27 protein-coding genes, 1 tRNA gene and 1 riboswitch are annotated in these 26,204 nt (G+C 67.9%); of the genes, 22 read left to right on the forward strand and 6 right to left on the reverse strand.

Features of this window, described 5'->3' with window-relative positions:
* Positions 1-22 precede the first annotated feature (22 nt).
* Entirely contained in the window at positions 23-919 is an 897-nt protein-coding gene (locus DKG75_RS07610; RefSeq protein ID WP_109921060.1) for a LysR family transcriptional regulator, read from the forward strand.
* Here the strand turns inward: DKG75_RS07610 and DKG75_RS07615 are convergent.
* From DKG75_RS07615 to DKG75_RS07625, 3 genes are all read right to left on the reverse strand, one after another.
* Positions 909-1,397 carry a GNAT family N-acetyltransferase gene (locus tag DKG75_RS07615; protein WP_109920488.1) on the reverse strand — a complete coding sequence of 163 codons (489 nt, stop codon included), beginning with the start codon at positions 1,395-1,397 and terminating at the stop codon, positions 909-911. The two genes, DKG75_RS07610 and DKG75_RS07615, sit on opposite strands and share 11 nt — an antisense overlap.
* Before the next feature lie 93 nt (positions 1,398-1,490).
* Entirely contained in the window at positions 1,491-3,107 is a 1,617-nt protein-coding gene (locus DKG75_RS07620) for a GMC family oxidoreductase (protein WP_109920489.1), read from the reverse strand.
* 88 nt (positions 3,108-3,195) lie between these two features.
* A complete protein-coding gene (locus tag DKG75_RS07625) occupies positions 3,196-3,879 on the reverse strand; it encodes an SOS response-associated peptidase (RefSeq protein ID WP_109920490.1) in 684 nt (227 codons plus the stop codon).
* Between the two features lie 462 nt (positions 3,880-4,341).
* Between DKG75_RS07625 and DKG75_RS22705 the strand changes: the two genes are divergently transcribed.
* Positions 4,342-4,929, forward strand: a complete 588-nt coding sequence (locus tag DKG75_RS22705; protein WP_133636919.1) for a hypothetical protein — start codon at positions 4,342-4,344, stop codon at positions 4,927-4,929.
* A 156-nt stretch (positions 4,930-5,085) separates the two neighbouring features.
* Here the strand turns inward: DKG75_RS22705 and DKG75_RS07630 are convergent.
* Positions 5,086-5,160 (reverse strand) — tRNA-Thr (locus DKG75_RS07630).
* 116 nt (positions 5,161-5,276) lie between these two features.
* On the opposite strand from DKG75_RS07630, the gene DKG75_RS07635 reads away from it, so the two are divergent.
* On the forward strand, positions 5,277-6,035 hold the full coding sequence (locus DKG75_RS07635) for an enoyl-CoA hydratase/isomerase family protein (RefSeq protein WP_109920491.1): 759 nt from the start codon (positions 5,277-5,279) through the stop codon (positions 6,033-6,035).
* A gap of 5 nt (positions 6,036-6,040) precedes the next feature.
* Here DKG75_RS07635 and DKG75_RS07640 read toward each other — a convergent pair whose 3' ends face one another.
* The gene (locus tag DKG75_RS07640) at positions 6,041-7,249 is read right to left on the reverse strand and encodes a glycosyltransferase family 4 protein (RefSeq protein WP_109920492.1); all 1,209 of its coding nucleotides are present in this window, start codon (positions 7,247-7,249) and stop codon (positions 6,041-6,043) included.
* Between DKG75_RS07640 and DKG75_RS07645 the strand changes: the two genes are divergently transcribed.
* The 10 genes from DKG75_RS07645 to DKG75_RS07690 all read left to right on the forward strand — a co-directional run bounded on the left by DKG75_RS07645 (position 7,248) and on the right by DKG75_RS07690 (position 14,025).
* Complete coding sequence (locus DKG75_RS07645) at positions 7,248-8,033, forward strand: alpha/beta fold hydrolase (protein WP_109920493.1); 786 nt, start codon at positions 7,248-7,250, stop codon at positions 8,031-8,033. The genes DKG75_RS07640 and DKG75_RS07645 overlap by 2 nt on opposite strands.
* Positions 8,034-8,081: 48 nt before the next feature.
* Positions 8,082-8,354, forward strand: coding sequence for a type II toxin-antitoxin system prevent-host-death family antitoxin (locus tag DKG75_RS07650; protein ID WP_109920494.1), 273 nt, complete (start codon positions 8,082-8,084; stop codon positions 8,352-8,354).
* A 17-nt stretch (positions 8,355-8,371) separates the two neighbouring features.
* On the forward strand, positions 8,372-8,803 hold the full coding sequence (locus tag DKG75_RS07655; protein WP_109920495.1) for a growth inhibitor PemK: 432 nt from the start codon (positions 8,372-8,374) through the stop codon (positions 8,801-8,803).
* A gap of 42 nt (positions 8,804-8,845) precedes the next feature.
* The gene (locus tag DKG75_RS07660; RefSeq protein WP_109921061.1) at positions 8,846-9,040 is read left to right on the forward strand and encodes a twin transmembrane helix small protein; all 195 of its coding nucleotides are present in this window, start codon (positions 8,846-8,848) and stop codon (positions 9,038-9,040) included.
* Between the two features lies 1 nt (position 9,041).
* Positions 9,042-9,602, forward strand: coding sequence for a cob(I)yrinic acid a,c-diamide adenosyltransferase (locus DKG75_RS07665; protein WP_109920496.1), 561 nt, complete (start codon positions 9,042-9,044; stop codon positions 9,600-9,602).
* A gap of 277 nt (positions 9,603-9,879) precedes the next feature.
* On the forward strand, positions 9,880-10,629 hold the full coding sequence (locus DKG75_RS07670; RefSeq protein ID WP_109920497.1) for an electron transfer flavoprotein subunit beta/FixA family protein: 750 nt from the start codon (positions 9,880-9,882) through the stop codon (positions 10,627-10,629).
* A gap of 1 nt (position 10,630) precedes the next feature.
* Positions 10,631-11,563: an FAD-binding protein gene (locus tag DKG75_RS07675; protein ID WP_109920498.1), complete on the forward strand. Its 933-nt coding sequence runs from the start codon at positions 10,631-10,633 to the stop codon at positions 11,561-11,563.
* Positions 11,564-11,616: 53 nt separating this feature from the next.
* Positions 11,617-12,492 carry a 3-hydroxybutyryl-CoA dehydrogenase gene (locus tag DKG75_RS07680; protein ID WP_109920499.1) on the forward strand — a complete coding sequence of 292 codons (876 nt, stop codon included), beginning with the start codon at positions 11,617-11,619 and terminating at the stop codon, positions 12,490-12,492.
* 56 nt (positions 12,493-12,548) lie between these two features.
* Positions 12,549-13,175 (forward strand): adenosylcobinamide amidohydrolase, encoded by a 627-nt coding sequence (locus DKG75_RS07685; protein ID WP_483409806.1) that lies wholly within the window; start codon positions 12,549-12,551, stop codon positions 13,173-13,175.
* Between the two features lie 100 nt (positions 13,176-13,275).
* Positions 13,276-14,025, forward strand: a complete 750-nt coding sequence (locus DKG75_RS07690; protein WP_109920501.1) for an NYN domain-containing protein — start codon at positions 13,276-13,278, stop codon at positions 14,023-14,025.
* Between the two features lie 19 nt (positions 14,026-14,044).
* Here DKG75_RS07690 and DKG75_RS07695 read toward each other — a convergent pair whose 3' ends face one another.
* The gene (locus DKG75_RS07695; protein WP_109920502.1) at positions 14,045-14,935 is read right to left on the reverse strand and encodes a LysR family transcriptional regulator ArgP; all 891 of its coding nucleotides are present in this window, start codon (positions 14,933-14,935) and stop codon (positions 14,045-14,047) included.
* Positions 14,936-15,016: 81 nt separating this feature from the next.
* A riboswitch (guanidine-I (ykkC/yxkD leader) is annotated at positions 15,017-15,126 on the forward strand.
* 182 nt (positions 15,127-15,308) lie between these two features.
* Between DKG75_RS07695 and DKG75_RS07700 the strand changes: the two genes are divergently transcribed.
* The 9 genes from DKG75_RS07700 (at position 15,309) to DKG75_RS07740 (ending at position 26,158) form a co-directional block, all read left to right on the forward strand.
* Positions 15,309-16,127: an ABC transporter permease gene (locus DKG75_RS07700; protein WP_109920503.1), complete on the forward strand. Its 819-nt coding sequence runs from the start codon at positions 15,309-15,311 to the stop codon at positions 16,125-16,127.
* Positions 16,127-16,984 (forward strand): ABC transporter ATP-binding protein, encoded by an 858-nt coding sequence (locus DKG75_RS07705; RefSeq protein ID WP_109920504.1) that lies wholly within the window; start codon positions 16,127-16,129, stop codon positions 16,982-16,984. Before DKG75_RS07700 ends, DKG75_RS07705 begins: the two co-directional genes overlap by 1 nt.
* A 14-nt stretch (positions 16,985-16,998) precedes the next feature.
* On the forward strand, positions 16,999-17,820 hold the full coding sequence (locus tag DKG75_RS07710) for an urea amidolyase associated protein UAAP1 (RefSeq protein ID WP_109920505.1): 822 nt from the start codon (positions 16,999-17,001) through the stop codon (positions 17,818-17,820).
* Between the two features lie 17 nt (positions 17,821-17,837).
* Positions 17,838-18,491: an urea amidolyase associated protein UAAP2 gene (locus tag DKG75_RS07715; protein ID WP_109920506.1), complete on the forward strand. Its 654-nt coding sequence runs from the start codon at positions 17,838-17,840 to the stop codon at positions 18,489-18,491.
* A gap of 8 nt (positions 18,492-18,499) precedes the next feature.
* Positions 18,500-22,021: an urea carboxylase gene (locus DKG75_RS07720; protein WP_109920507.1), complete on the forward strand. Its 3,522-nt coding sequence runs from the start codon at positions 18,500-18,502 to the stop codon at positions 22,019-22,021.
* A 2-nt stretch (positions 22,022-22,023) separates the two neighbouring features.
* Entirely contained in the window at positions 22,024-23,826 is a 1,803-nt protein-coding gene (atzF, locus tag DKG75_RS07725; protein WP_109920508.1) for an allophanate hydrolase, read from the forward strand.
* Between the two features lie 279 nt (positions 23,827-24,105).
* Positions 24,106-24,876, forward strand: a complete 771-nt coding sequence (locus DKG75_RS07730; protein ID WP_243746514.1) for a MotA/TolQ/ExbB proton channel family protein — start codon at positions 24,106-24,108, stop codon at positions 24,874-24,876.
* Between the two features lie 18 nt (positions 24,877-24,894).
* A complete protein-coding gene (locus tag DKG75_RS07735) occupies positions 24,895-25,335 on the forward strand; it encodes an ExbD/TolR family protein (protein ID WP_109920509.1) in 441 nt (146 codons plus the stop codon).
* Positions 25,336-25,342: 7 nt separating this feature from the next.
* Positions 25,343-26,158, forward strand: coding sequence for an energy transducer TonB (locus DKG75_RS07740; protein ID WP_109920510.1), 816 nt, complete (start codon positions 25,343-25,345; stop codon positions 26,156-26,158).
* The last annotated feature ends 46 nt before the right edge of the window (positions 26,159-26,204 follow it).

The following is a 26,204-nucleotide window of genomic DNA, read 5'->3' on the forward strand; positions in this document are numbered from 1 at the left end:
AATTAATTTCACGGATATGGCCATGAACAATCGCGCCGGGGAAATGGAAGTCTTCGCCGAAGTGGTGGCCCAGGGCAGTTTCGCCGCGGCCGGCCGGCGGCTGGGCCTGACCGCCTCCGCCGTCTCCAAGCTGGTGGCGCGGACCGAGGCGCGGCTGGCGACCCGGCTGCTGGTCCGCACCACGCGGGCGCTGCGCCTGACCCCTGAGGGGGAGCTTTATCACCAGCGCGCCGCCGCCATCCTGGCCGAGATCGACGAGACGGAACGCCTGCTTGCCGCCGGTGGCGCCGTGGTGCCGCGCGGGCTGCTGCGGGTCAATGCGACCGTGCCTTTCGGCAGCCGCATGGTCCTGCCCCTGGTGCCGGATTTCCTCGCCCTCTATCCCCAGGTGCAACTGGACCTGACCCTGACCGACAGCATGACCGATGTCGTCGGCGAGCGGACCGATGTCGCCATCCGCACCGGCCCCTTGCGCGATTCCGGGCTGAAGGCACGCAAGATCCATGAAACCCCAAAGGTCATCGCCGCCTCGCCCGGCTATCTTGCGCATCACGGGGTGCCGCTGCGGCCAAGGGATCTGGCGCGGCACAATTGCATCGGCTTCACCTTCAATAGCGAACTGGCGGACTGGCCGTTCCGGGACGGCGAGACGGTCCGGGTCGGCGGCAACTGCCGGGTGAACAACGGCGAGACTGCGCGCCGCCTCGCCCTCGACGGGGTCGGCATCATCCGGGTGGGCCATTTCCATGTGGCGGCGGATTTCGCCGCCGGCCGGCTGGTGCGCCTGCTGGCCGGCCATCAGGCGGCGGACGATATCGAGGCGATCAACGCCGTCTTCGCCGGCCACCGCCATCTGGCCAGCCGCATCCGCGCCTTCCTCGACTTCCTGGCGGCGCGGATCGCCCCGGTTACAGGATGAGTTGCAGGAAGGCGAGGTCGAGCCAGCGGCCGAACTTGATCCCGACCTCGGGCATCAGGCCGACGCGGGTGAAGCCGAGCTTTTCGTGCAGGCGGATCGAGGCTGTATTGCCGGCCTCGATGCCGGCGACCAGGACATGCTTGCCGAGCGCCCGCGCCCGCGGGATCAGGGCTTCGAGCAGGGCGAGGCCGACGCCGCGCCCGCGCGCCCCGGCGGCGACATAGACCGAATGTTCGACCGTGTGCCTGTAACCGTCGAAGGCGCGCCAGTCGCCGAAGCTGGCATAGCCGAGAACCTCGCCGCCGGCGACCGCCACCAGCACCGGGTAACCCTGGGCGGTGCGGGCCGTCCACCAGGCCCTGCGGTTGTCGAGGTCGACCGGCGTCTCGTTCCAGATCGCCGTGGTCCGGGCGACCGCATCGTTGTAGATGGCCAGGATGCCGGGCAGATGCGCCTCGGCCGCGTCGATGATGTCCATGGGGCCCTCGCTCTCGCCCCTATCTATCGCGCGGCCGGGGGGCTTCGTCCAGTCACCCGCCGAGGCCCCGGACCGGCAGCACCGTGCCCTCGGTCAGGCATCCGCCAGGATCATGGCGGCGCCCTTGTCGGCGATCATGGCGGTCGGCGTATTGGTATTGCCCGAGGTGATGGTGGGCATGACCGAGGCATCGACGATGCGCAAATTCCCGAGGCCGATGACGCGCAGGCGCTCATCGACGACGGCGGTCGGGTCGTCGGGCCGGCCCATCTTCGCGGTGCCCACCGGGTGGAAGATGGTGGTGCCGATGTCGCCTGCCGCCCGGGCCAGGGCGGCATCGTCGTTCCCGACCGCGGGGCCGGGCAAATATTCCTCGGGCCGGTAGGGGGCAAGGCTGTTCTGCGCCATCAACCGGCGGGTGACGCGGATGGCGTCGGCGGCGACGCGCCGGTCGTCCGCGGTCGACAGGTAGTTGGGCGCGATCACAGGTGCTGCGCCGGGATCGGCGCTGCGCAGGGTGACGGTCCCGCGCGAGGTCGGGCGCAGGTTGCAGGCGCTGACCGTGATCGCCGGGAAGCGATGCAGGGGATCGCCGAACTTGTCCAGCGACAGGGGCTGGACATGGAACTGGATGTTCGCCCGCTCCCGCCCGGGATCGGAGCGGGTGAACAGGCCCATCTGGCTGGGCGCCATGGTCAGGGGCCCGCGCCGGCGGAACAGATAGTCGAGGCCCATCAGGGCGCGCCGGGGCAGGGAATAATAGGTCTCGTTCAGGGTGCGCACGCCGCCGACCTTGTAGATCGCGCGCTGTTGCAGGTGGTCCTGCAGGTTGGCGCCGACGCCGGCCCGGTCGAGGATGCTCGGAATGCCGTGGGGCGCCAGCGCCGCCGCCGGCCCGATGCCCGACAGCAGCAGGATCTGCGGCGTGCCGATGGCGCCGGCCGCCAGCACCACCGTGCCCGCGGTCCGCGCTTCCGTCACCCGCCCGTCGCGGCGGAAGCGGACGCCCGCGGCGCGGCCGTTCTCGACCAGCAGGCGTTCGACCTGGACATGGGTTTCGAGGCGAAGGTTCGGGCGCTTCAGGGCCGGCTTCAGGAAACCCCGGGCGGCGGACCAGCGCCGGCCGTTCTTCTGGTTGACATGGAAGTAGGAGACGCCCTCGTTGTCGCCGGTGTTGAAATCCGCGATCGGCGGCACGCCCATTTCGATCGCGGCGGCGCGCACGGCATCGAGCACGTCCCAGCGCACGCGCGGGGCCTCGATGCGCCAGCCGCCGCCGGCGCCATGGACTGCGCTGGCGCCGAGGAAATGATCCTCCAGCCGGATGAAATGGGGCAGCACATCGTCATAGGCCCAGCCGGCCAGGCCCGATTGGCGCCAATGGTCGTAATCGGCGGCCTGGCCGCGCATCGAGATCATCGCATTGATGGCGGAACTGCCGCCGATCACCTTGCCGCGCGGATAGATCAGGGAGCGGCCGTTGAGGCCGGCCTCCGCCTCGGTGCGGAACATCCAGTCGGCGCGCGGATTGCCGATCGCGAAGAGATAGCCGACAGGGATATGGAACCAGATCCAATTGTCCCGCCCGCCGGCCTCAAGCAGCAGCACCCGGTTGCGCGGGTCTTCCGACAGGCGATGGGCCAGGATGCAGCCGGCGGTGCCGGCGCCGACCACGATATAGTCATACTGCCCGTCCAGGACCTCGGCCATCGGCGCTTCCCCTTGAGTTTCTTTCCCATGGGTGCCATGGCGCGCCGCCCTTCTCAAGCCTCCGCGCAAGGGCCGTCGGCCGCGGCGTTCAGAACAGGACGGCGGCGGCGGTCTCCTCGACCAGCCCGGCGTCGTTCTCGGCGACCTTGCCGACCCGGGGTGAGACCGGCCATTCGCGCCACGGGCCGTCGTGGGCGCGCAGCAGGGGGCGGGGCGGCACGGCGGCGTGCAGCCAGTCGTCGTAGTCGCCGGGGTCGAGGACGACGGGCATGCGCTCGTGAAGCCCGGCCAGGGCAGGGGTGGCGACGGTGGTCACGATCGTATGCGAGACCACGGGCGCCCCGTCCGCCCCCCGCCACAGCGACCACAGGCCGGCGAAGGCGAAGGGCGCACCATCGGCCCGGGCGATGAAATGGGGCTGCTTGCCCTTGCCGATCTGGCGCCATTCGTACCAGCCGTCCGCCGGCACCAGGCAGCGCCGCCCGTGCCAGCACGGCCCATAGAGTTTCGAGGTTTCGAGCGTCTCGGCCCGGGCATTGATCGTTGTCAGTCTGCCGTCGCTAGGCCCGGTCGCCCAGGGCGGGATCATGCCCCAGCGGCTGAGGATCAGCGACCGCCGCGCCCCCCGCTCGCCGACGATGGGCAGCGCCTGCCCCGGCGCCGCATTGAAGCTCGGCGCCAGCCCGGCCGGCGCTACGTCCGCATCGGTGGTCAGGCGATAGAGATCATGCAGCCGGCGCCAGTCCTGCCGGATCGTATAGCGTCCGCACATTGGTCCTTCATTCCTCGGGGCGTGTTTCTTGCTCACAGCGCATCATCAAGGCGTTGCCGGCAGATGGCCATAGACGGACCTTTTGAGCCAAGCCGAGGTATTGGCCTGACCGACATAAATCCAAGAGAGGGTCCTCATCCAGTTGGATCGATCCTGGTGATTCCAAAGAAAGATTAGGGATGGTTGGAAGGCAGAATTTTGCGGGAAGGTCAAAATATGATGATTTTCCTCGATCCGCCTTTGATTGCCGTGGGTTTGTCGATGCCCCTCCCCCAGTCGTTAAGCCTTTCGATTTTCCAATGTCGCTATCACCGCTGTCGCGGAAAACCAGGCCCATATCTACTTCGGAATTTTTTTGTTTGGGAGCACCCAGCAAAGAGGGAGGGCATCGATCCTGATTGACACGGATTGTAGCAAAAGCCATAAACAACCTATGCGGAAAATAGAAGAATTTTCACGAGAATGGAAGAAATGACCATTAAGCATCTCAGACCAGTTGAGTGGGCCGAGAATATTTCGGACATTCAGAACACAGCAGGAAATTCCACTTTCAAGTCTGTCGAGTTGGTTTGGACGAAACCGTCTCCGTGGACGAAAGACATGCGGGTTCCTGATTTCAAAACTGATGAGCCCTTTCTCTATGCGCTAATTCGTAATCACGGAAACTCTAGAACAAGAGATCAAATTGAGTATATTGGTCTAACTAAATCTCCATTGACCCGATTCGGAAATCATGAAGTCGCTAGATCAATTGTAAAAAAACGTGGGGAGGTCGGTTTTAGCTATGCTGTAATTGATTTTGTTACCGGGAAAAATCGGATTGATCGAATTTCACGCGCTCTTGAAGATATCGAACATCTCTTGATCTGGGCTGTTGACGGCAAGTTGGAAAACCAGAAGAAGATGCGCACCTTGCCTGGAATGGGAGCCAATGGCGGTAATGCTTGGCACATCAAGAACAAGGGCTACCGGTTCAGCGGCAGAATGCCAATGGAGATCGTGTTCCCTTGGATGCTTATCCGGCCCGGTCGAGACAGAACACAGAAATAGCAGGACGGCTGTCTGAGCTTCTGCCCCGAAGCCAGGAATAACCCGGAAACAAGTCTAAAGGGATGGTGACGGGAAAAGTCTAACGTTCTTTACTTGTTCACGCCATCAAGGCGTCGAAAATTTGGAAAAACATCAATAATTTCAATATCTTAGCAATGGTGCCGACGCGCGGAATTGAACCGCGGACCTACTGATTACGAATCAGTTGCTCTACCCCTGAGCTACGTCGGCATGCCGAAGGGGAGTGAAGGCGCTTCCTATAGCCAAGACCGGCGGGTTGCGCAAGGGGTGCTTGTCGGGCTTTGGCCCGGTTGCTGCGGCGCAGCGGCTCTTGTAGGGTGCGGGCCATGACCGATACCGTCCTCCTCCACGTCGAAGGCGCCCGCGCCACCATCACGCTCAACCGGCCCGAGCGCCATAATGCGCTGGAAAAGGCCGATCTCGAGCAATTCGCCGCTCATCTGGCGACGATCGCCGCCGAGCCGTCGATCCGGCTGCTGGTCCTCTCGGGCGGCACGGCCAAGAGCTTCTGCTCCGGCGTCTCGATCAACGATCTGGCCGGCGGCACCCAGCGGGAGGGCGCGCTGGAAGCCCTGGTCAACGCGCTGGAAGCCTTGCCGATCCCGGTGGTCGCCGCCCTGAACGGCGGGATTTTCGGCGGCGCGGTCGAGATCGCCCTGGTGGCGGATTTCCGTATCGGCGTCGAGGGCATGAAGATGTTCGTGCCGCCGGCCCGCCTCGGCATCCATTACCCCGTGCTCGGCCTGACCCGGCTGATCGAGCGCCTGGGCCTGAATGTCGCCAAGCGCCTCGTCCTTTCGGTCGAGGAATTCGCCGGGCCGCAGCTGGTCGAGATCGGCTTTCTCGACCGCATCGTCCCGCGCGAGGAACTGGCCGGCGCCGTCGATGCCCTGGCCGACCGTATCCTCGGCCTTGCGCCGCTGGCGGTGCAGGGCATGAAGAAGACGCTGAACGGCATCGCCCGCGGCGACCTGGACGCGGGTGCGGCGGCGGCGCGGATCGCCGCCTGCTGGGCATCCGAGGATCACCAGGAAGGCCTGAAGGCCTTCGCCGAAAAGCGGAAGGCGGTCTTCCAGGGGCGCTGAGTCTCTCAGGCCGGCGGCGGGCGCCGCCGCGCCATCAGCTGGCAGTAGATCTCGATCGTGCTGGCGACCATGTGGTCGACGGTCCAGGTCGCCGCGACATGGGCGCGGGCATAGGGGGCGAGGGACTGGCGCGCCGCCGTATCGAGATCGAGCGCGGCCTTGATCGCCTGGGCCAGGCCCTGGACATCGCCGGGCGGCACCAGCAGGGCGGTTTCGCCCGGGATCACGGTCTCGCGGAAACCGCCGTGGTCGGTCGCGACCACCGGCCGGCCCATGGCCTGGGCCTCGACCGGGACGCGGCCGAAGGCTTCGGGGTCCAGCGAGGGCGCGGCCACCACGTCCGCCAGCATATAGGCCGCCGCCATGTCGCGGCAGTGGCCGACGATGCGCACCACCCCGCCCAGGTCGTGGTGGCGGATCTTGTCCTCGAGCTCGGTCAGGTATTTCTTCCGGCCCTGGTCGTCGCCGACGATGAAGCAGGCGATGTCCCTGCGCCCCAGGGCGGCCAGGGCATCGACCAGGAAGCCCTGGCCCTTCCAGCGGGTCAGGCGGCCGGGCATCAGGATCACCGGCACGCCGTCCGGCATGCGCCAGGCCTTGGCGACGGCGATCACCCGTTCCTGGCTGACCCGGGCGGGATCGAACAGGTCGATGTCGATGCCGCGCGGGATGGTGACCAGCCGGCCCGCCGCCTCGGGATAGCGGGCGAGCACATGGTCGGCGATGAAGTGGGAATTGGCGATCACCGCATCGCCCGCCGCCATGATGCCGTTGTAGCGGCGCTTGAGCGGGAAATCCTCGTTGTAGGTGCCGGCATAGGTGGTGACGAAGGGCAGGCCCTCGGCCCTTGCCGCGGCCCGCGCGCTCCAGGCCGGCGCCCGCGAGCGGGCATGGACCAGTTCGATGCCGTGGGCGCGGATCGCCTCGCGCAGGCGCTCGATGTTGCGGCGGATGCGGAAGGGATTCTTGGTCGCCAGCGGCAAGGTCAGGTGCTTGGCACCGATCTTTTCCAGGTCGTGGACCAGCCGCCCCCCTTCCGAGGCGACGAAAGTCTCGACCCCTTGCGCGACGAGCCCGGCCGCCACGTCGACGGCCGTGCGCTCGACGCCGCCCGCGGCCAGCGACGGCAGGACCTGCAGCACCCGCGGCGCGCGCCCCGCAACCGGGCCCGACGCGGTGGCATCGGTTTCGATGCCGGTATATGTATCGATCATGAAGACTGCCGACGCCCCTTCCGCCGCCGCCGCGCCGCAACGACTGGTGCTGCACGACGGCCAATCGATCGCCTATCACACCAGCGCCGGGAAATCACCGGGTGTCCTGTTCCTCGGTGGCTTCAAATCGGACATGACCGGCACCAAGGCGACGGCATTGGACGCCTGGTGCGGGGCGACCGGCCGGGCCTTCACCCGTTTCGACTACGAGGGCCACGGCGCCAGCAGCGGCCGTTTCACCGAAGGCACCATCGGCCGCTGGCTGGACGACGCGCTGGCCGTCATCGATCTTGTGACCGCGGGGCCCCTGATCGTCGTCGGCTCGTCCATGGGCGGCTGGATCGCCGCCCTGGCCACCCTGGCCCGGCCCGGCCGGGTCGCCGGCCTGATCACGCTGGCCGCCGCCCCGGATTTCACCGACCGCCTGATCGAGGCGCGCATGACCCCGGCCCAGCGCGCGGCCCTGGAACGGGACGGCTTCATCGTCGATCCCTCGGACTACGACCCCGAAGGCTATGAAATCACCCGCAGCCTGATCGAGGAGGGGCGCAACCACCTGATCCTGGGCCGGCCGGTCGCCATCCGTTGCCCCTTCCGCCTGATCCACGGCGATGCCGATACGGACGTCCCCTGGCAACTCTCGGCCGAGCTGCTCGCCGCCGCCGAATCGGCCGACGCCACCCTGACCCTGGTCAAGGGCGCCGACCACCGCCTGTCCGGCCCGGCCGACCTTGCCCGGCTGGAAGCGGCGATCGAGGAATTGGCGGGAAGGGGAGCGGCATGATTGCGAAAATTTCGAAGATTTCGTAATTTCACCCGGTGAGGTGCGAAGATGACGATTGAAGTCCCTGCCACGGAATTCGTCCGGCGCCCCGGGCGCTACAAGGATGCGGCAAAGCGTGAGCCGGTGGCGGTCACCAGTCACGGCCGGCCTGAAATCTACCTCCTGTCGCCGGCAGAGTATGAGCACTATCGACAGTTGCTGCGCCGAGAGCGCGAGGCTTTCTCCCTGAGGGAATTGCCCGATGCCCTGGTCGCTGCGATTGCCGCTGCTCCTCTCGATCCCGCCTGCGCGGCTTTCGACGATGAAGCGCCGGAGCGCTGACGCGGATCCGGTAAGCCATGGAAATCCCGACACCCAAGGTCGGCTTGGTCATTTCCTATGCCTATGTATGGCGCCAAGATTACGTCGCCGGTCAGCGGGAAGGGGTGAAGGACCGACCTTGCGTCATCGTCCTCGCCATTGCCGATGACGGGCAGGGACGACAAATCGTCACAGTTGCTCCGATCACGCACCTGCCGCCGTCCGACCCCGCGGGGGCGGTCGAGGTCTGGCCGCGTACGAAGGAGCGTCTCGGTCTCGATGGCGAGCGTTCCTGGGCCATTCTCGACGATTTGAACGTCTTTACCTGGCCCGGATACGATCTTCGGCCGGTGCCCGGCCGTCCCGGAAGCTGCGTCTACGGGCTCCTCCCGGCCGGTTTCATGCGTGGCCTCCAGCAGGCGTTCGTCGCCCGGTTTCGATACCTGCGGCGATCGGACCGCGACGCTTGACCCATTTCCCCCGCCCGCCCGTCGCGCTATATGGACGGCATCATGTCGGCACTTCTGTCCTTTCTCGTTCCGCTGGCCTTCGTGGCCCTGATCGTCATCCTGGTGCTCGGGGTGCTGACCCTGTTGCGCGGGGGGGCGGACCGGCGCTTCTCGAACAAGCTGATGCAATTGCGCGTCTTCGTGCAGGGCATCGCCCTCGTCCTGCTGCTGCTCACCCTTTACCTCGCAGGCAAGTGACATGGTCAAGCTCGACAAGATCTATACAAGGGGCGGCGACAAGGGCCTGACCTCGCTGGTCGACGGCAGCCGGGTGCCGAAGCATGCGGATCGCGTCGCCGCCTATGGCGAAGTGGACGAATTGAATGCCGCCATCGGCCTGATCCGCCTCGAGGTTGCCGACCGGCCCGAGGTCGACGCCATGCTCGGCCGCATCCAGAACGACCTGTTCGACCTCGGCGCCGATCTGGCGACGCCCGAGGGCATCGAAGGCGCGCTGCGCATCGTCGAAGCCCAGGTGACCCGGCTCGAAGGCGAGATCGACGGCCTGAATGCCGGGATTCCGCCGCTGCGCTCGTTCATCCTGCCGGGCGGCAGCCGGGCCGCGGCCTTCGCCCATCAGGCGCGCACCGTGGCGCGGCGGGCGGAACGGGCGGTGAGCGCGCTCGCCGCCGTCGAGGCGATCAACATGGCGGCGTTACGGTACGTCAACCGGCTGTCGGACCATCTCTTCGTCCTCGCCCGCCACCTGAACGACAATGGCGCCGCCGACGTGCTGTGGGTCCCGGGCGCCAATCGCTGATTCCGAATGCAAGGGCCGATCCCGCCCGAGCGGCTTGCCAAGCGTGAATTCCCTGCCACTATGCGCGCAGCGGGGGCCACCGGGCCCCGAGGGATGACAGCCGGCACCGACCGGCAGGTTGCGGTTCGTTGACAGGACCGTCTCCTGTTTCTATGGTGCAGCGCGGCAAGATTGGATCGGGCGGTCGGTTGCGGGCCGGACGGTCGTTCTTGTCCCTCGGGCCAGGCGGCCCTGGTTACCAAACAGTTCCCAAGAAACAGGGCGGAGCTAATTTCCCATGAAGGTCCTGGTGCCCGTGAAGCGGGTGGTCGACTACAACGTGAAGATCCGCGTGAAGGCGGACAATTCCGGCGTTGACCTCGCGAACGTCAAAATGTCCATGAATCCCTTCGACGAGATCTCGGTCGAGGAAGCCATCCGCCTGAAGGAAGCGGGCAAGGCGACGGAAGTGGTGGTGGTCTCCATCGGCCCGGCCGGTGCCGCCGAAACCATCCGCACCGCCCTGGCCATGGGCGCCGACCGCGGCATCCTGATCAAGACCGACGAGGAGGTTCAGCCCCTCGCCGTCGCCAAGCTGCTGAAGGCCGTGGTCGCCGAGGAAGCGCCGGGCCTCGTCATCGTCGGCAAGCAGGCGATCGACGACGACAGCAATCAGACCGGCCAGATGCTGGCCGCGCTGCTCGGCTGGGGCCAGGCGACCTTCGCCTCCAAGATCGCCGTCGACGGCGACAAGGCGGCCGTCACCCGCGAAGTGGACGGCGGTCTCGAGACCGTCAGCCTGACGCTGCCGGCGATCGTGACCTCGGACCTGCGTCTGAACGAGCCGCGCTATGCTTCGCTGCCCAACATCATGAAGGCGAAGAAGAAGCCGCTGGCCGAAAAGGCCCCGGCGGACTACGGCGTCGATGTCGCGCCGCGCCTGAAGACCCTGAAGGTCGAAGAGCCTGCGAAGCGCAGCGCCGGCATCAAGGTGCCGGACGTCGCGACCCTCGTTGCCAAGCTGAAGACCGAAGCGGGAGTGATCTGAGATGGCGATTCTCGTCCTGGCCGAAAATGACGCCTCGGGCCTGAAGGCCGCGACCCTGAACGCCGTCGCCGCCGCCAAGGCGATCGGCGGCGACATCCACCTGCTGGTCGCCGGGGCCGGCGTCGGCGCCACCGCGGCCGAAGCCGCCAAGGTCGACGGCGTCGCCAAGGTGCTGACCGCCGACGATGCGGCCTATGCCAACCGCCTGGCGGAACCGCTGGCCGACCTCATCGTCTCGCTGGCCGGCGCCTACGACTATATCGTCGCCCCCTCGACCACCTCGGGCAAGAACGTGCTGCCGCGCGTCGCCGCCCTGCTCGACGTCGCGCAGATCTCGGACATCGTGAAGGTCGTCTCGGGCGATACTTTCGTCCGTCCGATCTATGCCGGCAACGCGCTGGCGACCGTGCAGTCGTCGGATGCGAAGAAGGTCATCACCGTCCGCACCACCGCCTTCCCGGCGGTCGGCACCGAGGGCGCGGCCCCGGTCGAGGCGGTCGCCGCCGCCGGCGACAAGGGCCTGTCGGCCTTCGTCGGCGCCGAACTGTCGAAGTCGGAGCGTCCGGAACTGACCTCGGCCCGCATCGTCATCTCGGGCGGCCGCGGCATGCAGTCGGGCGACAATTTCCACCTGCTCGACAAGATCGCCGACAAGCTGGGCGCCGCCGTCGGCGCTTCGCGCGCGGCGGTCGATGCCGGCTTCGTGCCGAACGACTATCAGGTCGGCCAGACCGGCAAGATCGTGGCGCCCGAGCTTTATGTCGCGGTCGGCATTTCCGGTGCCATCCAGCACCTCGCCGGCATGAAGGACAGCAAGGTCATCGTCGCCATCAACAAGGACGAAGAGGCGCCGATCTTCCAGGTCGCCGACTACGGCCTGGTCGCCGACCTGTTCAAGGCGCTGCCGGAACTGGAAGCGGAACTGTCGAAGTAACGCGTCGTATTTGTTAGGCTTATCGCAACGCGAGCAACGGACGGGGTGAATACATGGCGCTCAAGACGATCGGTGTCATCGGTGCCGGCCAGATGGGCAACGGCATCGCCCATGTCTGCGCGCTCGCGGGTTACGATGTGTTGATGATGGATGTCAGTCTCGAGCGGGCCAAGGCCGCGCTCGAGACGATCCAGGGCAATCTGGCCCGCCAGGTGTCCAAGGGCCTGGTCGCCGAGGCGGACCGCGATGCCGCCCTGAAGCGGATCCAGGCCGTCGATTCGATCGATACGTTCGGCGATGTCGATCTCGCGATCGAGGCGGCGTCCGAGGTCGAAACGGTGAAGAAGAAGATCTTCACCGACCTCTGTCCCAAGTTGAAGGACAGCGCGATCATCGCCAGCAATACCTCGTCGATCTCGATCACGCGGCTGGCCTCCATCACCGACCGGCCGGAACGCTTCATGGGCGTTCACTTCATGAACCCGGTGCCGGTGATGAAGCTGGTGGAACTGATCCGGGGCATCGCCACCGAGGAAAGCACCTATCAGGTCATCCGCGAATTCGCGCTGGTCATCGGCAAGACGCCGACCGCGGCCGAGGATTTCCCCGCCTTCATCGTCAACCGCATCCTGCTGCCGATGATCAACGAGGCGGTCTATACGCTTTACGAAGGCGTCGGTTCGGTCGAGGCGATCGATACCGCCATGCGCCTCGGCGCCAATCACCCGATGGGCCCGCTGCAACTGGCCGATTTCATCGGTCTCGACACCTGCCTTGCCATCATGCAGGTGCTGCACGAGGGGTTGGCGGATTCCAAGTACCGCCCCTGCCCCCTGCTGGTCAAATATGTCGAGGCCGGCTGGCTGGGCCGCAAGACCCGGCGCGGCTTCTACGACTACCGGGGCGAGACTCCGGTGCCGACGCGCTGACCGCCACACTTCAGGTCTCCTGCGCCCAGCCCTGGCTGACGGTCCGTCTGCCGGGGCTGTGCCGTCTCCTGAGCTTCGCGCCGCACCGGCCCGGCTTCCAGGCCGCGGACAAGGTGATCTGGCGCGAGGTGCGCAATGCCGACCTCGGCCCCGAGGTCGATCCCCTGGCCCTGCTGCGCGACGGGCTGGCCGCCATCGGCGGCCTGGATGCGGTGGCCATGATGACCTCGCGCGATATCCGCCGCCATTTCATCGCCCGGGCCACGATCGAAGGGGTGACGGCGGCCTGCGTCGCCACTGTCGGCCTCGGCAACGGCGAGGCGGTGGGCTCGCGCCGGCCCGGCCGCCCGGGCCCGCCGCTCGGCACGGTGAACATCCTCGTCCATGTCGATGCCGCGCTGACCGACGCGGCCCTGCTCGAAGCCCTGTCCCTGGCCGCGGAAGCGCGGACCCTGGCCGTTCTCGAAGGCGGCTATCGCCCCGATCCCGCCCGCCCGCCGGTGACCGGCACCGGCACCGACTGCATCGTGCTGGCCGCGGCCCGCGGTGCCGCGCCCCTGGCCTATGCCGGCAAGCACACGGCGGTGGGCGAGGCGCTGGGGCGCGCGGTGCTCGACGCGGTCCGCCCGGGGGTTGCGGACTGGCTGGTGGAGAACGGCCATCGCCCGGGCAAGGGCGGCTGAGGCATCGATCGCCGAGCAAATCCGCGCGGGCGGCGTTACGCTGGTGTGGAGCAATCGCCCGCCGGGCCGGATGAGCAAGAAAGCAAAGGGGGAGGGGGCAATGACACAAGAAGCAAGGCTGCCGCGTCTGGCGGTATTGATCGACGCCGAGAATGCCTCGGCCAAGATCGCCGAAGGCCTGTTCGAGGAGATCGCCAAACTGGGCGAGGCGAGTGTCCGCCGCATCTACGGCGACTTTTCCGCCGCCCGGTCCAAGGGCTGGGCGGAGGTGCTGGCCCGCTATGCCATCGTGCCCCAGCAGCAATTCGCCTATACCTCGGGCAAGAACGCTTCGGACATCACCCTGGTGATCGATGCCATGGATCTGCTGCATCGCGGGCGGTTCGACGGCTTTTGCCTGGTTTCGTCCGACAGCGACTTCACCCGTCTCGCCGCCCGCATCCGGGAGGAGGGCGTCCACGTCTATGGTTTCGGCGAGAACAAGACGCCCGAGAGTTTCCGTCAGGCGTGCCACAAGTTCTTTTACACCGAAACGCTGGCACCGGCCGAAAGCAAGACCAAGACCGCCAGCGCCCGCCCGGTGAAACAGGCCGAGGCCCTGTTGAAGAAAGCCCTGTCCCAGGACGAGGGCGAGACCGGATGGGTCGGGCTTGGCGAATTGGGCAGCCGTCTGAGCAATCTGGCGCCCGATTTCGTGCCGCGCAATTTCGGCTTCAGCAAGCTCAGCGATCTGGTCCGCAGCCTGCCGGCCTTCGAAGTCGACAAGGCGGGCGCGGGCGGTCACCTGCGCTTGCGCCAAGTCCAGGCGAAGCCCAAGGGCAAAACCCCCAAGAGCGACGCGGGAGAATGACGGTCTAAGCGCCCCGCGCCTAATCCCTGACCAGACGGGCGCGGGCGGCCAGCGTCACCGCCCTGGTCAGGCCCGCCAGGGACTTGGCGGCCAGATGTCCGACCTGCCAGAACAGGGGGACGTCGAGATGGGCGCCGGGCACGAGATCGACCAGGCGGCCGGCGCGGAGATGGTCCTCGACCAGGGCTTCGGGGTTCAGGGCCCAGCCCATGCCGGCGACGCAGGCATCGACGAAGCCTTGCGTCGAGGGCAGCCAATGGGTGGGCCCGGCCTGGTCCAGGCCGAACTGAAGCGCCAGCCAGTGCCGCTGCAACTGATCCTTGCGGTCGAAGGTGAGGGCGGGGGCGCGGGCCATGGCCGCGGCCGTCACACCAGCGGGGAAGTGCCGGGCCATGAACGCGGGGCTGGCGGTGATCCGGTAGCGCAGGCGGCCGAGGGCCGTCACCCGGCAGCCCTGCACCGCCCGGCCGTGGCCGGTGACGGCGGCCAGCACCTCGCCCCGGCGCAGCCGTTCCGCCGTATGGTCCTGGTCGTCGACGGTCAGGTCGAGAAGATGGCCGCTGTCCGCCGCAAAGCGGGCGGCCGCCGCGATGAACCAGGTGCCCAGACTGTCGGCATTCACCGCCACCGGCAGGGTGAGGGGCGCCGGCGCCCCCGCCCCCGGCAGATGCCGGGCGAGGCCCGCCTCCAGCAGGCCGACCTGCTCGACATGGCGGCACAGGTGCCGGCCCGCCGCCGTCGCCGCACACGGCTGGCCGCGGACGACGAGCACCGCGCCCCAGCGTTCCTCCAACTGTTTCACCCGCTGCGATACGGCGGACGGCGTGACGTTCAGTGCCTGGGCCGCCCGTTCGAACGAGCCGAGCCGCACCACGGCGGCCAGCGCCTGAAGGGCGGGATAATCGAACATGGGGCGCCTCGTCTCGAAAATGGTGCGCTGCGAAGAATAGGGACTTGTGCTTTTTCGCGGCCTTTGCTGTAATTGTATACAGAGTTTGGTGGCTAGGGTTCCGGCCGGATTTTCCGGTGCTGGTCCGAGAGCGACCAACCGGTCGGGGAGACATCCGATCGGTTGCACGGCGGGATAAAAGCCCGGGAGGCCTCGGTGACCAGGAATTGGCGTCACTAAGGTCTCGCCAATTTCCCAGGGTCAGGTCGAACGCGGTCTGAACTGTAACGGGAGTTGGCAGCACCATGGCATTCACGCTTTTCCCCGCCTTTCTCTTTTCCCTCGATGCCGTCCGCCGCCGCCGCCGCGCCGTCTGTAACTGACGGGGGCACGGATGCGCGCGATCAATCGTGAACTGCGGCCGGGCTCGCGGCTTCTGCTGGGCGCCCTGCCGTTCGCCGTCGTCGTCATCGCCTATCTGATCGGCTCGGCGCTGCGGCTGGCCGAAAATCCGGCGGACAAGCTGTTGCCGGCGCTGTCGTCCTTCGCCGACGCCATCGACCGCATGGCCTTCACCGCCGATACGCGGACGGGCGACATCCTGTGGTGGCTGGATACGGCGGCCAGTCTGGCGCGGCTCGGCGCGGCGCTGGCCATCGCGACGCTGATCAGCCTCGGCGCCGGCATCGCCATCGGGCTGCTGCCCCATGTCAGGGCGCTGTTCGGCGGCTTCATCGCCGTCGTCTCCATGGTGCCGCCGCTGGCGATCCTGCCGATCCTGTTCATCATGCTGGGGCTTGGCGAAACCTCCAAGATTGCGCTGATCGTCATCGGCCTGGCCCCGGTGATGATCCGCGACCTCGCGCTCCGGACCGAGGAATTGCCGCGCCAGCAATTGATCAAGGCGCAGACCCTGGGTGCCAGCACCTTCGGCATCGTGCAGCGCGTGGTGCTGCCGCAGATCCTGCCGCGTCTCATCGACAGTATCCGCCTCAACCTCGGGCCGGCCTGGCTGTTCCTGATCGCGGCGGAGGCGATCGCCTCCGAATCCGGGCTCGGCTATCGTGTCTTCCTGGTCCGGCGCTATCTGGCCATGGATGTGATCCTGCCCTATGTCGCCTGGATCACCCTGCTCGCCTTCCTGATGGATGTGGGCTTGCGCAAGTCCCAGGACCGTCTGTTCCCCTGGTTTGCCAGCGCGAGGGCTGCCTGATGAGTGCGATCACCGTCCGCAACCTCTGGAAGGAATATGACGAGCGCGTGGTGCTGGAACGCATCAACCTCGAGATCGCGCCGCGTTCCTTCATCGCCTTGGTCGGCCCGTCCGGCTGCGGCAAGACCACCTTCCTGCGCATGTTGCTGTCCGAGGAACGGCCGACTCGGGGCGAGATCCTGATCGACGGCACGCCGATCGCGGGCGAACCCACCGCCGAGCGCGGCGTGGTGTTCCAGCGCTATTCGGTGTTCCCGCATCTGACCGTGCTCGGCAATGTCCTGCTCTCGCTCGAATTCGAGGGCGGCGGCGTGCTCGCCCGCCTGTTCGGCGGCAAGCGGCAGAAGGCGATCCAGGCCGCGCGCGACATGCTCGATTGCGTCGGCCTTGCGGAACACGAGAAGAAATATCCGGCGCAATTGTCCGGCGGCATGCAGCAGCGCCTGGCCCTGGCCCAGACCCTGATCCGGAAGCCCCGGGTGCTGCTGCTGGACGAACCCTTCGGCGCCCTCGATCCCGGTATCCGCGGCGATATCCATGCCTTGATGCGCCGCCTGTGGAACGAGGAAAACCTGACCGTGGTCATGGTCACCCACGACCTGTCGGAAGCCTTCGGCCTCGCGACCCGGGTGCTGGCCTTCGAGCGGCCGCGGGTCGATCCGGTCGACGGCGACCGCTATGGCGCCGTGATCAAGGAAGACATCGAGGTCTGGCCGCGCCGCATCGCCGGCCAGGACAGCCCGCACCGCATGCCGCCCGTTCTTGTTTCGACGGCACCCTTTTCCACCGCCCCCGGCCGGGACGACCCGGCCCAAGCCCCGGGGCTCGGCCAGGACGACCTGGCGCTCCAGGCTTGAGGAGCAACCGAGCCATGACCACCACCGACAAGGCCGCCCGCATCGAAGCCTTGCGCCAGCGTTACCTGGAACTGAAGGCCGCGGGCGACGATCTGGCCCCCAAGGCCCTGCCGCCCCTGACCGCCAGGGACGGCGCCCCCCTGACCAGCAACCTGGTCCGCCAGCGCGAGGAAATTCCCGGCGGCTGGTATTGGACCGCGCGCCTTGCCCGGGGCGAGCGCCTGCGCCTGGTCAACACCCAGGCAACGCCCGGCGTTGCCGTCTTTTTGTGGAATGCCGCCGATACCAGCGAACGCTATAATTCGGCCGATACCATGAAGCTGCAATGGACGGCGGCGCTGCCGCGCGGCCGCGTGCTCTTCTCCGACATGGGCCGCGTGCTCGCCTCGGTGGTCGAGGATACGGTGGGCGCCCATGATTCCGTGGTCGGCGGCTCGACGCCCGCCTCGAACCTGCGGCGTTACGGCGATGCCGCCTTGCGCAACACGCAGGAGAACATGCGCCTCGCCGCCTCGAAGTTCGGCCTCGGCAAGCGCGACCTTGCCCCGGTGATCAGCTTCTTTTCCCCCGTCTACGTCAAGGAAGACGGTAGCTTCGGCTGGCGTGACGACGTGCTGGCGGCCGGTGACTTCGTCGAATTGCGCGCCGAGATGGACTTGCTCGTCGCCATTTCCAATTGTCCCCATCCCTTCAGCCCGGGCGCCTATGCCCCCCAGGCGATCGAAGCGGTGATCTGGCAGGGACCGTCGCCCGCGGGCGACGACATCTGCCGCACCGCCACCGCCGAAGCCGTGCGCGGCTTCGAGAATACCGATCCCCTGTTCGCCGGCCGCTGAGCCGGGAGGGCCGAGACATGACCTTCATCTGCACCCCGACCGAAAACCTGGACCCGGCCAAGGCCGTCCATGATTTCACCATCGCCGCGACCCGGCCCTGGTCCCATGTCATCAAGCGCGGCCAGATCTTCCGCATCGTCGATGTCGAAGGCTGCCAGGCGGTCGATACGCTGTTCTACCGTGCCGGCGATTTCTCCGAGCGTTACAGCGCCCAGGATACGCTGCTGGCGCAGGGCTCGGCCTATGTCACCACGGGCACGCGGCTGCTCTCGAACGAGGGCAACGTCATGCTGACGGTGGTCGCCGACAGCTGCGGCCGCCACGATACCTCCGCCGGCGCCTGTTCCTGCGAGGCGAACACGGTGCGCTTCGGCCACCATACCCGTTACATGCACGCCTGCCGCGAGAATTTCGTGGTCGAAGTGACCAAATGGGGCATGACCAAGCGCGACGTGGTGCCCAACATCAATTTCTTCATGAATGTGCCGATCGATCCTGACGGCCGGCTCGCCATCGTCGACGGTATTTCCGCGCCCGGCGCCCATGTCGACATGGTGGCGGAGATGGATGTGCTGGCGGTCATTTCCAACTGCCCCCAGGTGAACAATCCCTGCAACGGCTTCGATCCGACGCCCGTCCGCGTGCTGATCTGGGACGGGGAGGCGGCCTGAGCCTTCCCATGTTCAAGAAGATCCTGATCGCGAACCGGGGCGAGATCGCCGCCCGGGTCATCAAGACCGCCCGCTCGCTCGGCATCGCCACGGTCGCCGTGCATTCCGAGGCGGACCGCTTCACCGCCCCCGTGCTGGCGGCGGACGAGGCCGTCTGCCTCGGCCCGGCGCCGGCCAAGGAAAGCTATCTCCGCGCCGAGGCCATCGTCGAGGCGTGCCTGGCCACCGGCGCCGAGGCGGTCCACCCCGGTTACGGCTTCCTGTCGGAAAACGCCGGCTTCGCCGAGGCACTGGCGGCGAAGGGCATCCGCTTCATCGGGCCGCGCCCCGAACACCTGCGCGACTTCGGCCTGAAGCACACGGCCCGCGCGCTTGCCGAGGCATCGGGCGTGCCGCTGCTGCCGGGGACCGGCATCCTCCTGTCGGCCGACGAGGCGGTGGCCGGGGCCGAGGCCATCGGCTACCCGGTGATGCTGAAAAGCACGGCGGGCGGCGGCGGCATCGGCATGTCGCTGTGCCACGACGCCGACGAACTGCGCGAGCGTTTCGAGGCCGTGCAACGCATGGCGACCTCGTCCTTCGGCGATGCCCGCGTCTATATCGAGCGTTTCGTCTCGACCGCGCGCCATGTCGAGGTGCAGATCTTCGGCGACGGCAAGGGCCGGGTGGTGGCGCTGGGCGAGCGCGACTGCTCGCTCCAGCGCCGGAACCAGAAGGTGGTCGAGGAAACCCCGGCCCCCGGCCTGTCCGACGACACCCGCCGCCGCCTGCACCGGGCGGCGGTCGCGCTGGGCGAGGCGGTCGCTTACGAAAGCGCCGGCACGGTCGAATTCATCTATGACGTCGCGCGCGAGGATTTCTATTTCCTCGAAGTCAACACCCGGCTTCAGGTCGAACACCCTGTAACCGAATCGGTCTTCGGTGTCGATCTGGTCGAATGGATGATCCGGCAGGCGGCGGGCGATCTCGTCCTGCCGCCGCAGGAGGCCCTGGTCTCCAAGGGGGCGGCGATCGAGGTCCGGCTCTATGCCGAGAATCCGCAGGCCAATTTCCGCCCGCAGACCGGCCGCCTGACCGATGTCCATTTCCCCAGGGACGCGCGGATCGATACCTGGGTCGAGACCGGCACCGAGGTCACGCCCTTCTACGATCCCATGCTGGCCAAGGTGATCGTGACGGCGGACGACCGTGACAGCGCCATCGACCGGCTGCGCGCAGCCCTGGCGGAGGCGCGCGTCTGGGGCATCGAGACCAATCTCGCCTATCTCCGCGCCATCGCCGGCTCCGGCCTGCTGCGCTCGGGCAAGGTCTCGACCGCGGCGCTGGGCAGCTTCGCCTATGACAGCCCGACCATCGAGGTGATCGCCGGCGGGGCCCAAACCAGCGTCCAGGACTGGCCGGGGCGCCTCGGCTTCTGGGATGTCGGCGTGCCGCCGTCAGGGCCGTTCGACGATCGCTCGTTCCGCCTCGCCAACCGGATCGCCGGCAATGACGAGGGCACGGCCGGCCTCGAAATCACCCTGACCGGGCCGACCCTGAAATTCCACCGCGCCGCCGTGATCGCGCTGGCCGGGGCCCGCCTGCCGGCGGCGCTGGACGGGCAGGCGATCGATTTCTTCGCGCCGGTAACGGTCGAGGCCGGGCAGACCCTGAGCCTCGGCCGGATTGCCGGCGCCGGCCAGCGGACCTATCTCGCCGTCCGGGGCGGGATCGACGGGCCGCTGTTCCTGGCTTCACGGGCCTGTTTCAGTCTTGGCCAGTTCGGCGGCCAGGGCACGGGCGTGCTCAAGGCGGGCGATACGCTTCACATCGGTGCCGCGAGCGCCGGCGAGCCGCGCCCGGCGACGGCGGCTGAAATCCCCGAGATCACGCGGGAATGGCGCATCCGGGTCCATTACGGCCCCCATGGCGCGCCGGACTTCTTCCAGCCCGCCGACATCGCGGACCTGTTCAACGAAACCTACGAGGTTCATTTCAACAGTGCCCGCACCGGCGTCCGCCTGATCGGGCCGCAGCCGCGCTGGGCGCGCAGCGACGGCGGCGAGGCCGGCCTCCACCCCTCGAACCTGCATGACAATGCCTATGCGATCGGCGCCGTCGATTTCACCGGCGACATGCCGATCATCCTGGGGCCGGACGGGCCCAGCCTCGGCGGTTTCGTCTGCCCGGTGGTGATCACGCGCGACGACCTCTGGAAGGCCGGGCAGTTGAAGCCGGGCGATACGCTCCGCTTCGTGCCGGCGGTGGCGGTCCCGGCCGTGGTCACCGCCGCCGACCTGCCGAGCCCGATCCTCGGCCGGCGCGACGACGGGCCGGTGCCGGTGGTCTATCGCCGGGCGGGCGACGATTACCTGCTGGTCGAATATGGCCCCATGGTCCTCGACCTTGCCCTGCGCCTGCGCGTGCATCTGCTGGCCGAGGCGGTGCGGGCGGCCCGGCTGCCGGCAATCATCGACCTGACGCCGGGCATCCGCTCGCTCCAGATCCATTACGACAGCCGGGTGCTGAAGACGGCCTATCTGGTCGATCTGCTGCGCGCCATCGAGGGCGGCCTGCCGGCGGCGGAGGATGTGACGGTGCCGAGCCGGATCGTCCACCTGCCGCTGTCGTGGAACGATCCTTCGATCCAATTGGCGGCACAGAAATACCAGGAACTGGTGCGGCCGAATGCGCCCTGGTGCCCGGACAACATCGAATTCATCCGCCGGATTAACGGCCTCGACAGCGAGGACACGGTCCGCAAGACGATCTTCGATGCCGCCTACCTCGTCTATGGCCTGGGCGATGTCTACCTGGGCGCGCCGGTGGCCAGCCCGGTCGATCCCCGCCACCGGCTGGTGACGACCAAATACAACCCGGCCCGCACCTGGACGCCGGAAAACGCGGTCGGCATCGGCGGCGCCTATATGTGCATCTATGGCATGGAGGGGCCGGGCGGCTACCAGCTCTTCGGGCGGACCGTGCAGATGTGGAATGCCTGGCGAAGCACGCCGGTGTTCCGGCCGGGCACGCCCTGGCTGCTGCGCTTCTTCGACCAGATCCGCTTCTTCCCGGTCTCGGAACGGGAACTGGCCGAGGCGCGCGAGGCGTTCCCCCACGGCCGCTATCCGGTGCGGATCGAGGAAACGGCCTTCTCCTATGCCGCGCACGCCCGTTTCCTGGCCAACAATGCGGCCGGGATCCATGCCGCCAAGGCCCGCCAGCAGGCGGCCTTCGAGGCCGAGCGGCAGGATTGGAAGGCGAGGGGCCTCGATACTTTCGCGGTCGACGACGGCCCGACCGCGGCCGCGGTCGAGGTCCCGCCGGGCCAGAGCCCGGTCGAAGCGCAGGTGACCGGCAATGTCTGGAAAATCGTCGTCCACGAAGGCCAGACGGTGGCTGCCGGGGATGTCGTGGTGATCGTCGAGTCGATGAAAATGGAAATGGAAATCAGGAGCCCCGTGGCCGGCCGCGTCGCCGGCCTGCGCTGCCAGCCGGGCCGCACGGTCCAGGCCGGGCAGATCGTGGCCCTGATCGAGGGAGGAATATGAGCATGGGCCTGCCCCGCGTGTTGACCATCGATTTCCTGCACCGGGCCTATCGCCTGGGCACCTTGACCCCGCTCGACGTGGTCGACGTGGTGATCGAGCGGCTGGAAAGCTGGCCCGACCCCGCCGTCTGGATCAGCCGCTTTCCGGCGGACGAACTGCGGGCGGCGGCGCGCGCGCTGATGGCGGCGGGCGGGCCTTCGGACGATCGGCCGCTGTGGGGCATTCCCTTCGCGGTGAAGGACAATATCGATTGCGCGGGGCTGGAGACGACGGCGGCCTGCCCCGCCTTCGCCTATCGCCCGGCGGCGGATTCGACCGTGGTCGCCCGCCTGCGCGCGGCCGGCGCCATCCCGGTCGGCAAGACCAACCTCGACCAGTTCGCCACCGGGCTGAACGGCACCCGCTCGCCCTATGGCGCGCCGCGCTCGGTGTTCAGCGCCGATCATATCTCGGGCGGGTCCAGCTCGGGCTCGGCGGTGGCGGTCGGGGCGGGGCTCGTCGCCTTCTCGCTCGGCACCGATACGGCGGGCTCGGGGCGGGTGCCGGCGGCTTTCAACAATCTCGTCGGCGTGAAGCCGACCAAGGGCATGCTGTCCACCGCCGGCCTGGTGCCGGCCTGCCGCAGCCTCGATTGTATTTCCGTCTTCGCGGCGACGGCGGGCGAGGCCGACTTGGTCCGCCGGATCGCCGCCGCGCCCGATGCGGCCGATGCCTATTCCCGCGCGGCGCCGGATGTCCTGCTGCCCACGGCGGGGCTGCGCGTCGGCGTGCCCGTGGGGGCGGAGCGGGAATTCCACGGCGATACGGCCAATGAAGCCCTGTACGAGCGGGCGATCGCGGCCCTGGCGGGCTTCGGCTGTTCGATTGTCGAGATCGACTATGCGCCGCTGCGCGAGGCGGCCAATCTTCTTTATAACGGCCCCTGGGTGGCGGAACGGCTGGCGGCGGTCGAGGATTTCCACGCCGCCCATGCCGACCGCATGGACCCGACGGTGCGGAAGATCGTCGAGGGCGCCGTCGGCGTTTCCGCCGTCGCCGCCTTCCGCGGGCACTACGAGCTTGAAGCCTATCGCCAGAAGGCCAAGGCGATCTTCGCCGCCGTCGACATCCTGCTTTTGCCGACCACGCCGCTGTTCCCCACCGTGGCCGAAATGCTGGCCGATCCGATCGGCCTCAATGCCAAGCTCGGCCGCTACACCAATTTCGTCAACCTGCTCGACTTCGCCGGGATCGCCGTGCCGGCGGGCTTCCGGCCCGACGGCCTGCCCTGGGGCGTCACCCTGATCGGGCCCGCCTTTTCGGATGCGGCCCTCGCCGTCTGGGGCGACCGTCTGCACAAGGCCCTGGGCGAGGGGCTGGGGATCGAGCGCGCGGCCGATCTCGCCGCGGCGCCGGCCCCGACGGGGCCCAAGGTCGACAGTGTCGAGGTGGCGGTGGTCGGCGCCCATCTCTCGGGCATGCCGCTGAACCACCAGTTGACCCAGCCGGGCGGCACCCTGGTGAAGCGCTGCCGCACCACGCGCGATTACCGGCTCTTCGCCCTGCCGGGCACGGTGCCGCCGAAGCCGGGCCTGATCCATCAGCCGGGCTTCGAGGGGCCGGGGCTGGAGGTCGAGGTCTGGTCCCTGCCGGTCGCCGCCTTCGGACAATTTGTCTCAGCCATTCCGGGCCCGCTTTGCATCGGCAAGCTCCTGCTCGACGATGGCAGCGCGGTTTCCGGCTTCCTGTGCGAAGCCCATGCCGTGCAGGGTGCCCCCGAAATCACCCAGCTCGGCGGCTGGCGGGCCTATTGCGCCGGGGCCTGAGCACCGGCGATTGTAATTTATGATGTTGCAGACGGCCGCTGGCGGGATTGCCCCCGGCGGCGGGGTTTTTGCTGATTTCGCGGTTGCGGAGGATCGGCACGGTCGCTATAGAGATGCTGTTGCAATTCATTCTCAAGTGCTGAGGGGCGACGGGTTCTCGCGGATCCGCGCCGGAGTAAACCGATGGAACCGACGACCCAAGCGCCAGCCGCGCCGGCTGCCACCCCCGTTCCGGATGCGGCGGCGGTTCCGGCCGTTCCCGCGGCCACGGATATGCCCGTGCCGGGCGCGACCGACCTTCTGCCCGTGCCGGGGGTGACCGACCTGCCGCCGGTGCCGGGCGCGGGTGCGCTGACGGACAACCTGACGGCGCAGGCGCATGAGCTGACGGTGGCGGGCCTGTTCATGCAGGCGGATATCGTCGTCAAGTCGGTGATGATCCTGCTGGTCCTCGCCTCGGTGGTGACCTGGGCGATCGCCCTGGAGAAGAGCCTGCGCCTGCGCCGCCTGAAGCGCGACGTGGCGGCGCTGGAAGCCGGGGTCGCGGCGCGCAAGGGGCTTGCGGTCGCCGAGGGGATCACGGGCCTGCCGCGCCTTGCGGTCGAGGCCGGCGCCACCGAATGGCGCGAACTGGCGGCCGAGGAGGTCGGCGAGCGCCGCGACCGCGCCGAACAGGCGATGCGCCTGACCGTGACCGAGAACCTGCGCGAGATCGAGCGCGGCCTGCCGTTCCTGGCGACCGTGGGGTCGGCCGGGCCGTTCATCGGCCTGTTCGGCACGGTCTGGGGCATCCTGAACAGTTTCACCGCCATCGCCAACAGCCAGGACACCAGCCTGGCGGTGGTCGCGCCCGGTATCGCGGAAGCCCTGTTCGCGACCGCGATCGGCCTGGTCGCCGCCATTCCCGCCGTCATGTGGTACAATGCCTTCTCGACCCAGCTGGGCCGGATCGGTGCCCGCCTGTCGACCGCGATCGCCCGGCTGGCCAATCAGATCGGCCGCAAGAAGCTGGTCGAGGCGGCGGGCGAATTGCGCCGCGCGGCGGAATAAGGCGGGCGGAGTATCACCATGGCAGGTGCGATGTTGCCGGGTCCCGGCGGCGGCGACGAAGGCAGCCTCTATCGTCCGGTCTCCGACATCAATGTGACGCCCTTCGTGGACGTCATGCTGGTGCTGCTGATCATCTTCATGGTCGCGGCGCCGCTGATGATGGTGGGGGTGCCGGTGCAATTGCCGAAGACCTCGGCGGCGAAGCTGCAACAGCCGGAAGAGCCGCTGATCGTCTCGATCGATGCGGCGGGCAAGGCCTTCATCGACAAGGAAGGCTTCACCGACGTCGAACTGCTGGCCAGGCTGAAGGCGATGGCGGCGGCGACGCCGGACCGGGTGGTCTATGTCCGGGGCGACAAGTCGATCTCCTTCGGCCGGCTGATGGAAGTGATGGGCGTGGTGTCGACCTCGGGCTTCGCGAAACTGTCGATGATCGCGGAAACCGCGCCGGTGCAGTGATACGGCGATGAGCGAGAACAACCGTCCCGTCTTCCTCGGTGTCTCGGTGGCCGGCCACGCGCTGGCGATCGCCGGGCTGATCTATCTGGGCCACGCCCAGACCTCGGGCGCGATGGCGCCGGCGCCGCCGACGATCGAACTGCTGCTGCCGCCGGCGCTGCCGGCCGCGGCGGCGGTGCCGGTGGAGGCGACGGAGGTGAAGCCGGTGGAAGCGGTGGAAACCCCGCCGGAGATCCAGGAAGCGGTGGAGCCGGAACCGCCGCCGCCGCTGCCGGTGATGGCGGAAGCGGTGGAAGCGATCGAGGAGACGCCGGTGCTGGTGGCGAAGGCGCCCGAACCGGAAAAGCCGAAGCCGCCGAAGCCGAAACCGCCGCCGCGCGAAGTGCAGAAGCCGAAGAAACCGGAAAAGCCGCGGGAAGAGCCGGCGGCGGCCCCGGCCGCAGCGCCGGCCCCGCCGAGCAATGCCCCGCCGGGGCCGGCCCCGTCGGCGGCGACCGCTGCGGCGCCGGTCTCGGGCGGCGGCAATCCCGGGGCGCGGCAGGATTACCGGGCGCTGGTCTCGGCCTGGATCGAGAAGCACAAGCGCTATCCTGACAGCGCGCGGCGCCGGGGCATCGAGGGCAAGCCGACGGTGCGCTTCCGGATCGACCGCGGCGGCCATGTCCAGATGGTGGAGATCCACCGCGAGACCGGGCGCCGGGATCTGGACGAGGCGGCGCTGCGCACGATCGAGCGCGCCGATCCCTTCCCGCCCTTCCCCGACGACATCGAGGGCCAGTCCATGGAGTTCGTCGTCCCCATCGACTTCAACATGAAGCGATAGGGGCGCCTCAGTATCGCCACGAAACCGGCAGATCGAAGAAGGGGCA

This window comes from Zavarzinia compransoris (assembly GCF_003173055.1).
Classification (GTDB): Bacteria; Pseudomonadota; Alphaproteobacteria; order Zavarziniales; family Zavarziniaceae; genus Zavarzinia; species Zavarzinia compransoris.

Coding starts and splice junctions, on each gene's coding strand:
- DKG75_RS07635 (WP_109920491.1), top strand. CDS start 5,277: ATGACCGATACCGTCCTCCTCCACGTCGAAGGCGCCCGCGCCACCATC.
- DKG75_RS07680 (WP_109920499.1), top strand. CDS start 11,617: ATGGCGCTCAAGACGATCGGTGTCATCGGTGCCGGCCAGATGGGCAAC.
- DKG75_RS07690 (WP_109920501.1), top strand. CDS start 13,276: ATGACACAAGAAGCAAGGCTGCCGCGTCTGGCGGTATTGATCGACGCC.
- DKG75_RS07710 (WP_109920505.1), top strand. CDS start 16,999: ATGACCACCACCGACAAGGCCGCCCGCATCGAAGCCTTGCGCCAGCGT.
- DKG75_RS07660 (WP_109921061.1), top strand. CDS start 8,846: ATGTCGGCACTTCTGTCCTTTCTCGTTCCGCTGGCCTTCGTGGCCCTG.
- DKG75_RS07655 (WP_109920495.1), top strand. CDS start 8,372: ATGGAAATCCCGACACCCAAGGTCGGCTTGGTCATTTCCTATGCCTAT.
- DKG75_RS07610 (WP_109921060.1), top strand. CDS start 23: ATGAACAATCGCGCCGGGGAAATGGAAGTCTTCGCCGAAGTGGTGGCC.
- atzF (WP_109920508.1), top strand. CDS start 22,024: ATGGGCCTGCCCCGCGTGTTGACCATCGATTTCCTGCACCGGGCCTAT.
- DKG75_RS07615 (WP_109920488.1), bottom strand. CDS start 1,397: ATGGACATCATCGACGCGGCCGAGGCGCATCTGCCCGGCATCCTGGCC.
- DKG75_RS07700 (WP_109920503.1), top strand. CDS start 15,309: ATGCGCGCGATCAATCGTGAACTGCGGCCGGGCTCGCGGCTTCTGCTG.
- DKG75_RS07670 (WP_109920497.1), top strand. CDS start 9,880: ATGAAGGTCCTGGTGCCCGTGAAGCGGGTGGTCGACTACAACGTGAAG.
- DKG75_RS07740 (WP_109920510.1), top strand. CDS start 25,343: ATGAGCGAGAACAACCGTCCCGTCTTCCTCGGTGTCTCGGTGGCCGGC.
- DKG75_RS07720 (WP_109920507.1), top strand. CDS start 18,500: ATGTTCAAGAAGATCCTGATCGCGAACCGGGGCGAGATCGCCGCCCGG.
- DKG75_RS07650 (WP_109920494.1), top strand. CDS start 8,082: ATGACGATTGAAGTCCCTGCCACGGAATTCGTCCGGCGCCCCGGGCGC.
- DKG75_RS07625 (WP_109920490.1), bottom strand. CDS start 3,879: ATGTGCGGACGCTATACGATCCGGCAGGACTGGCGCCGGCTGCATGAT.
- DKG75_RS07640 (WP_109920492.1), bottom strand. CDS start 7,249: ATGATCGATACATATACCGGCATCGAAACCGATGCCACCGCGTCGGGC.
- DKG75_RS07645 (WP_109920493.1), top strand. CDS start 7,248: ATGAAGACTGCCGACGCCCCTTCCGCCGCCGCCGCGCCGCAACGACTG.
- DKG75_RS07620 (WP_109920489.1), bottom strand. CDS start 3,107: ATGGCCGAGGTCCTGGACGGGCAGTATGACTATATCGTGGTCGGCGCC.
- DKG75_RS07665 (WP_109920496.1), top strand. CDS start 9,042: ATGGTCAAGCTCGACAAGATCTATACAAGGGGCGGCGACAAGGGCCTG.
- DKG75_RS07675 (WP_109920498.1), top strand. CDS start 10,631: ATGGCGATTCTCGTCCTGGCCGAAAATGACGCCTCGGGCCTGAAGGCC.
- DKG75_RS07715 (WP_109920506.1), top strand. CDS start 17,838: ATGACCTTCATCTGCACCCCGACCGAAAACCTGGACCCGGCCAAGGCC.
- DKG75_RS07695 (WP_109920502.1), bottom strand. CDS start 14,935: ATGTTCGATTATCCCGCCCTTCAGGCGCTGGCCGCCGTGGTGCGGCTC.
- DKG75_RS07735 (WP_109920509.1), top strand. CDS start 24,895: ATGGCAGGTGCGATGTTGCCGGGTCCCGGCGGCGGCGACGAAGGCAGC.
- DKG75_RS22705 (WP_133636919.1), top strand. CDS start 4,342: ATGGAAGAAATGACCATTAAGCATCTCAGACCAGTTGAGTGGGCCGAG.
- DKG75_RS07705 (WP_109920504.1), top strand. CDS start 16,127: ATGAGTGCGATCACCGTCCGCAACCTCTGGAAGGAATATGACGAGCGC.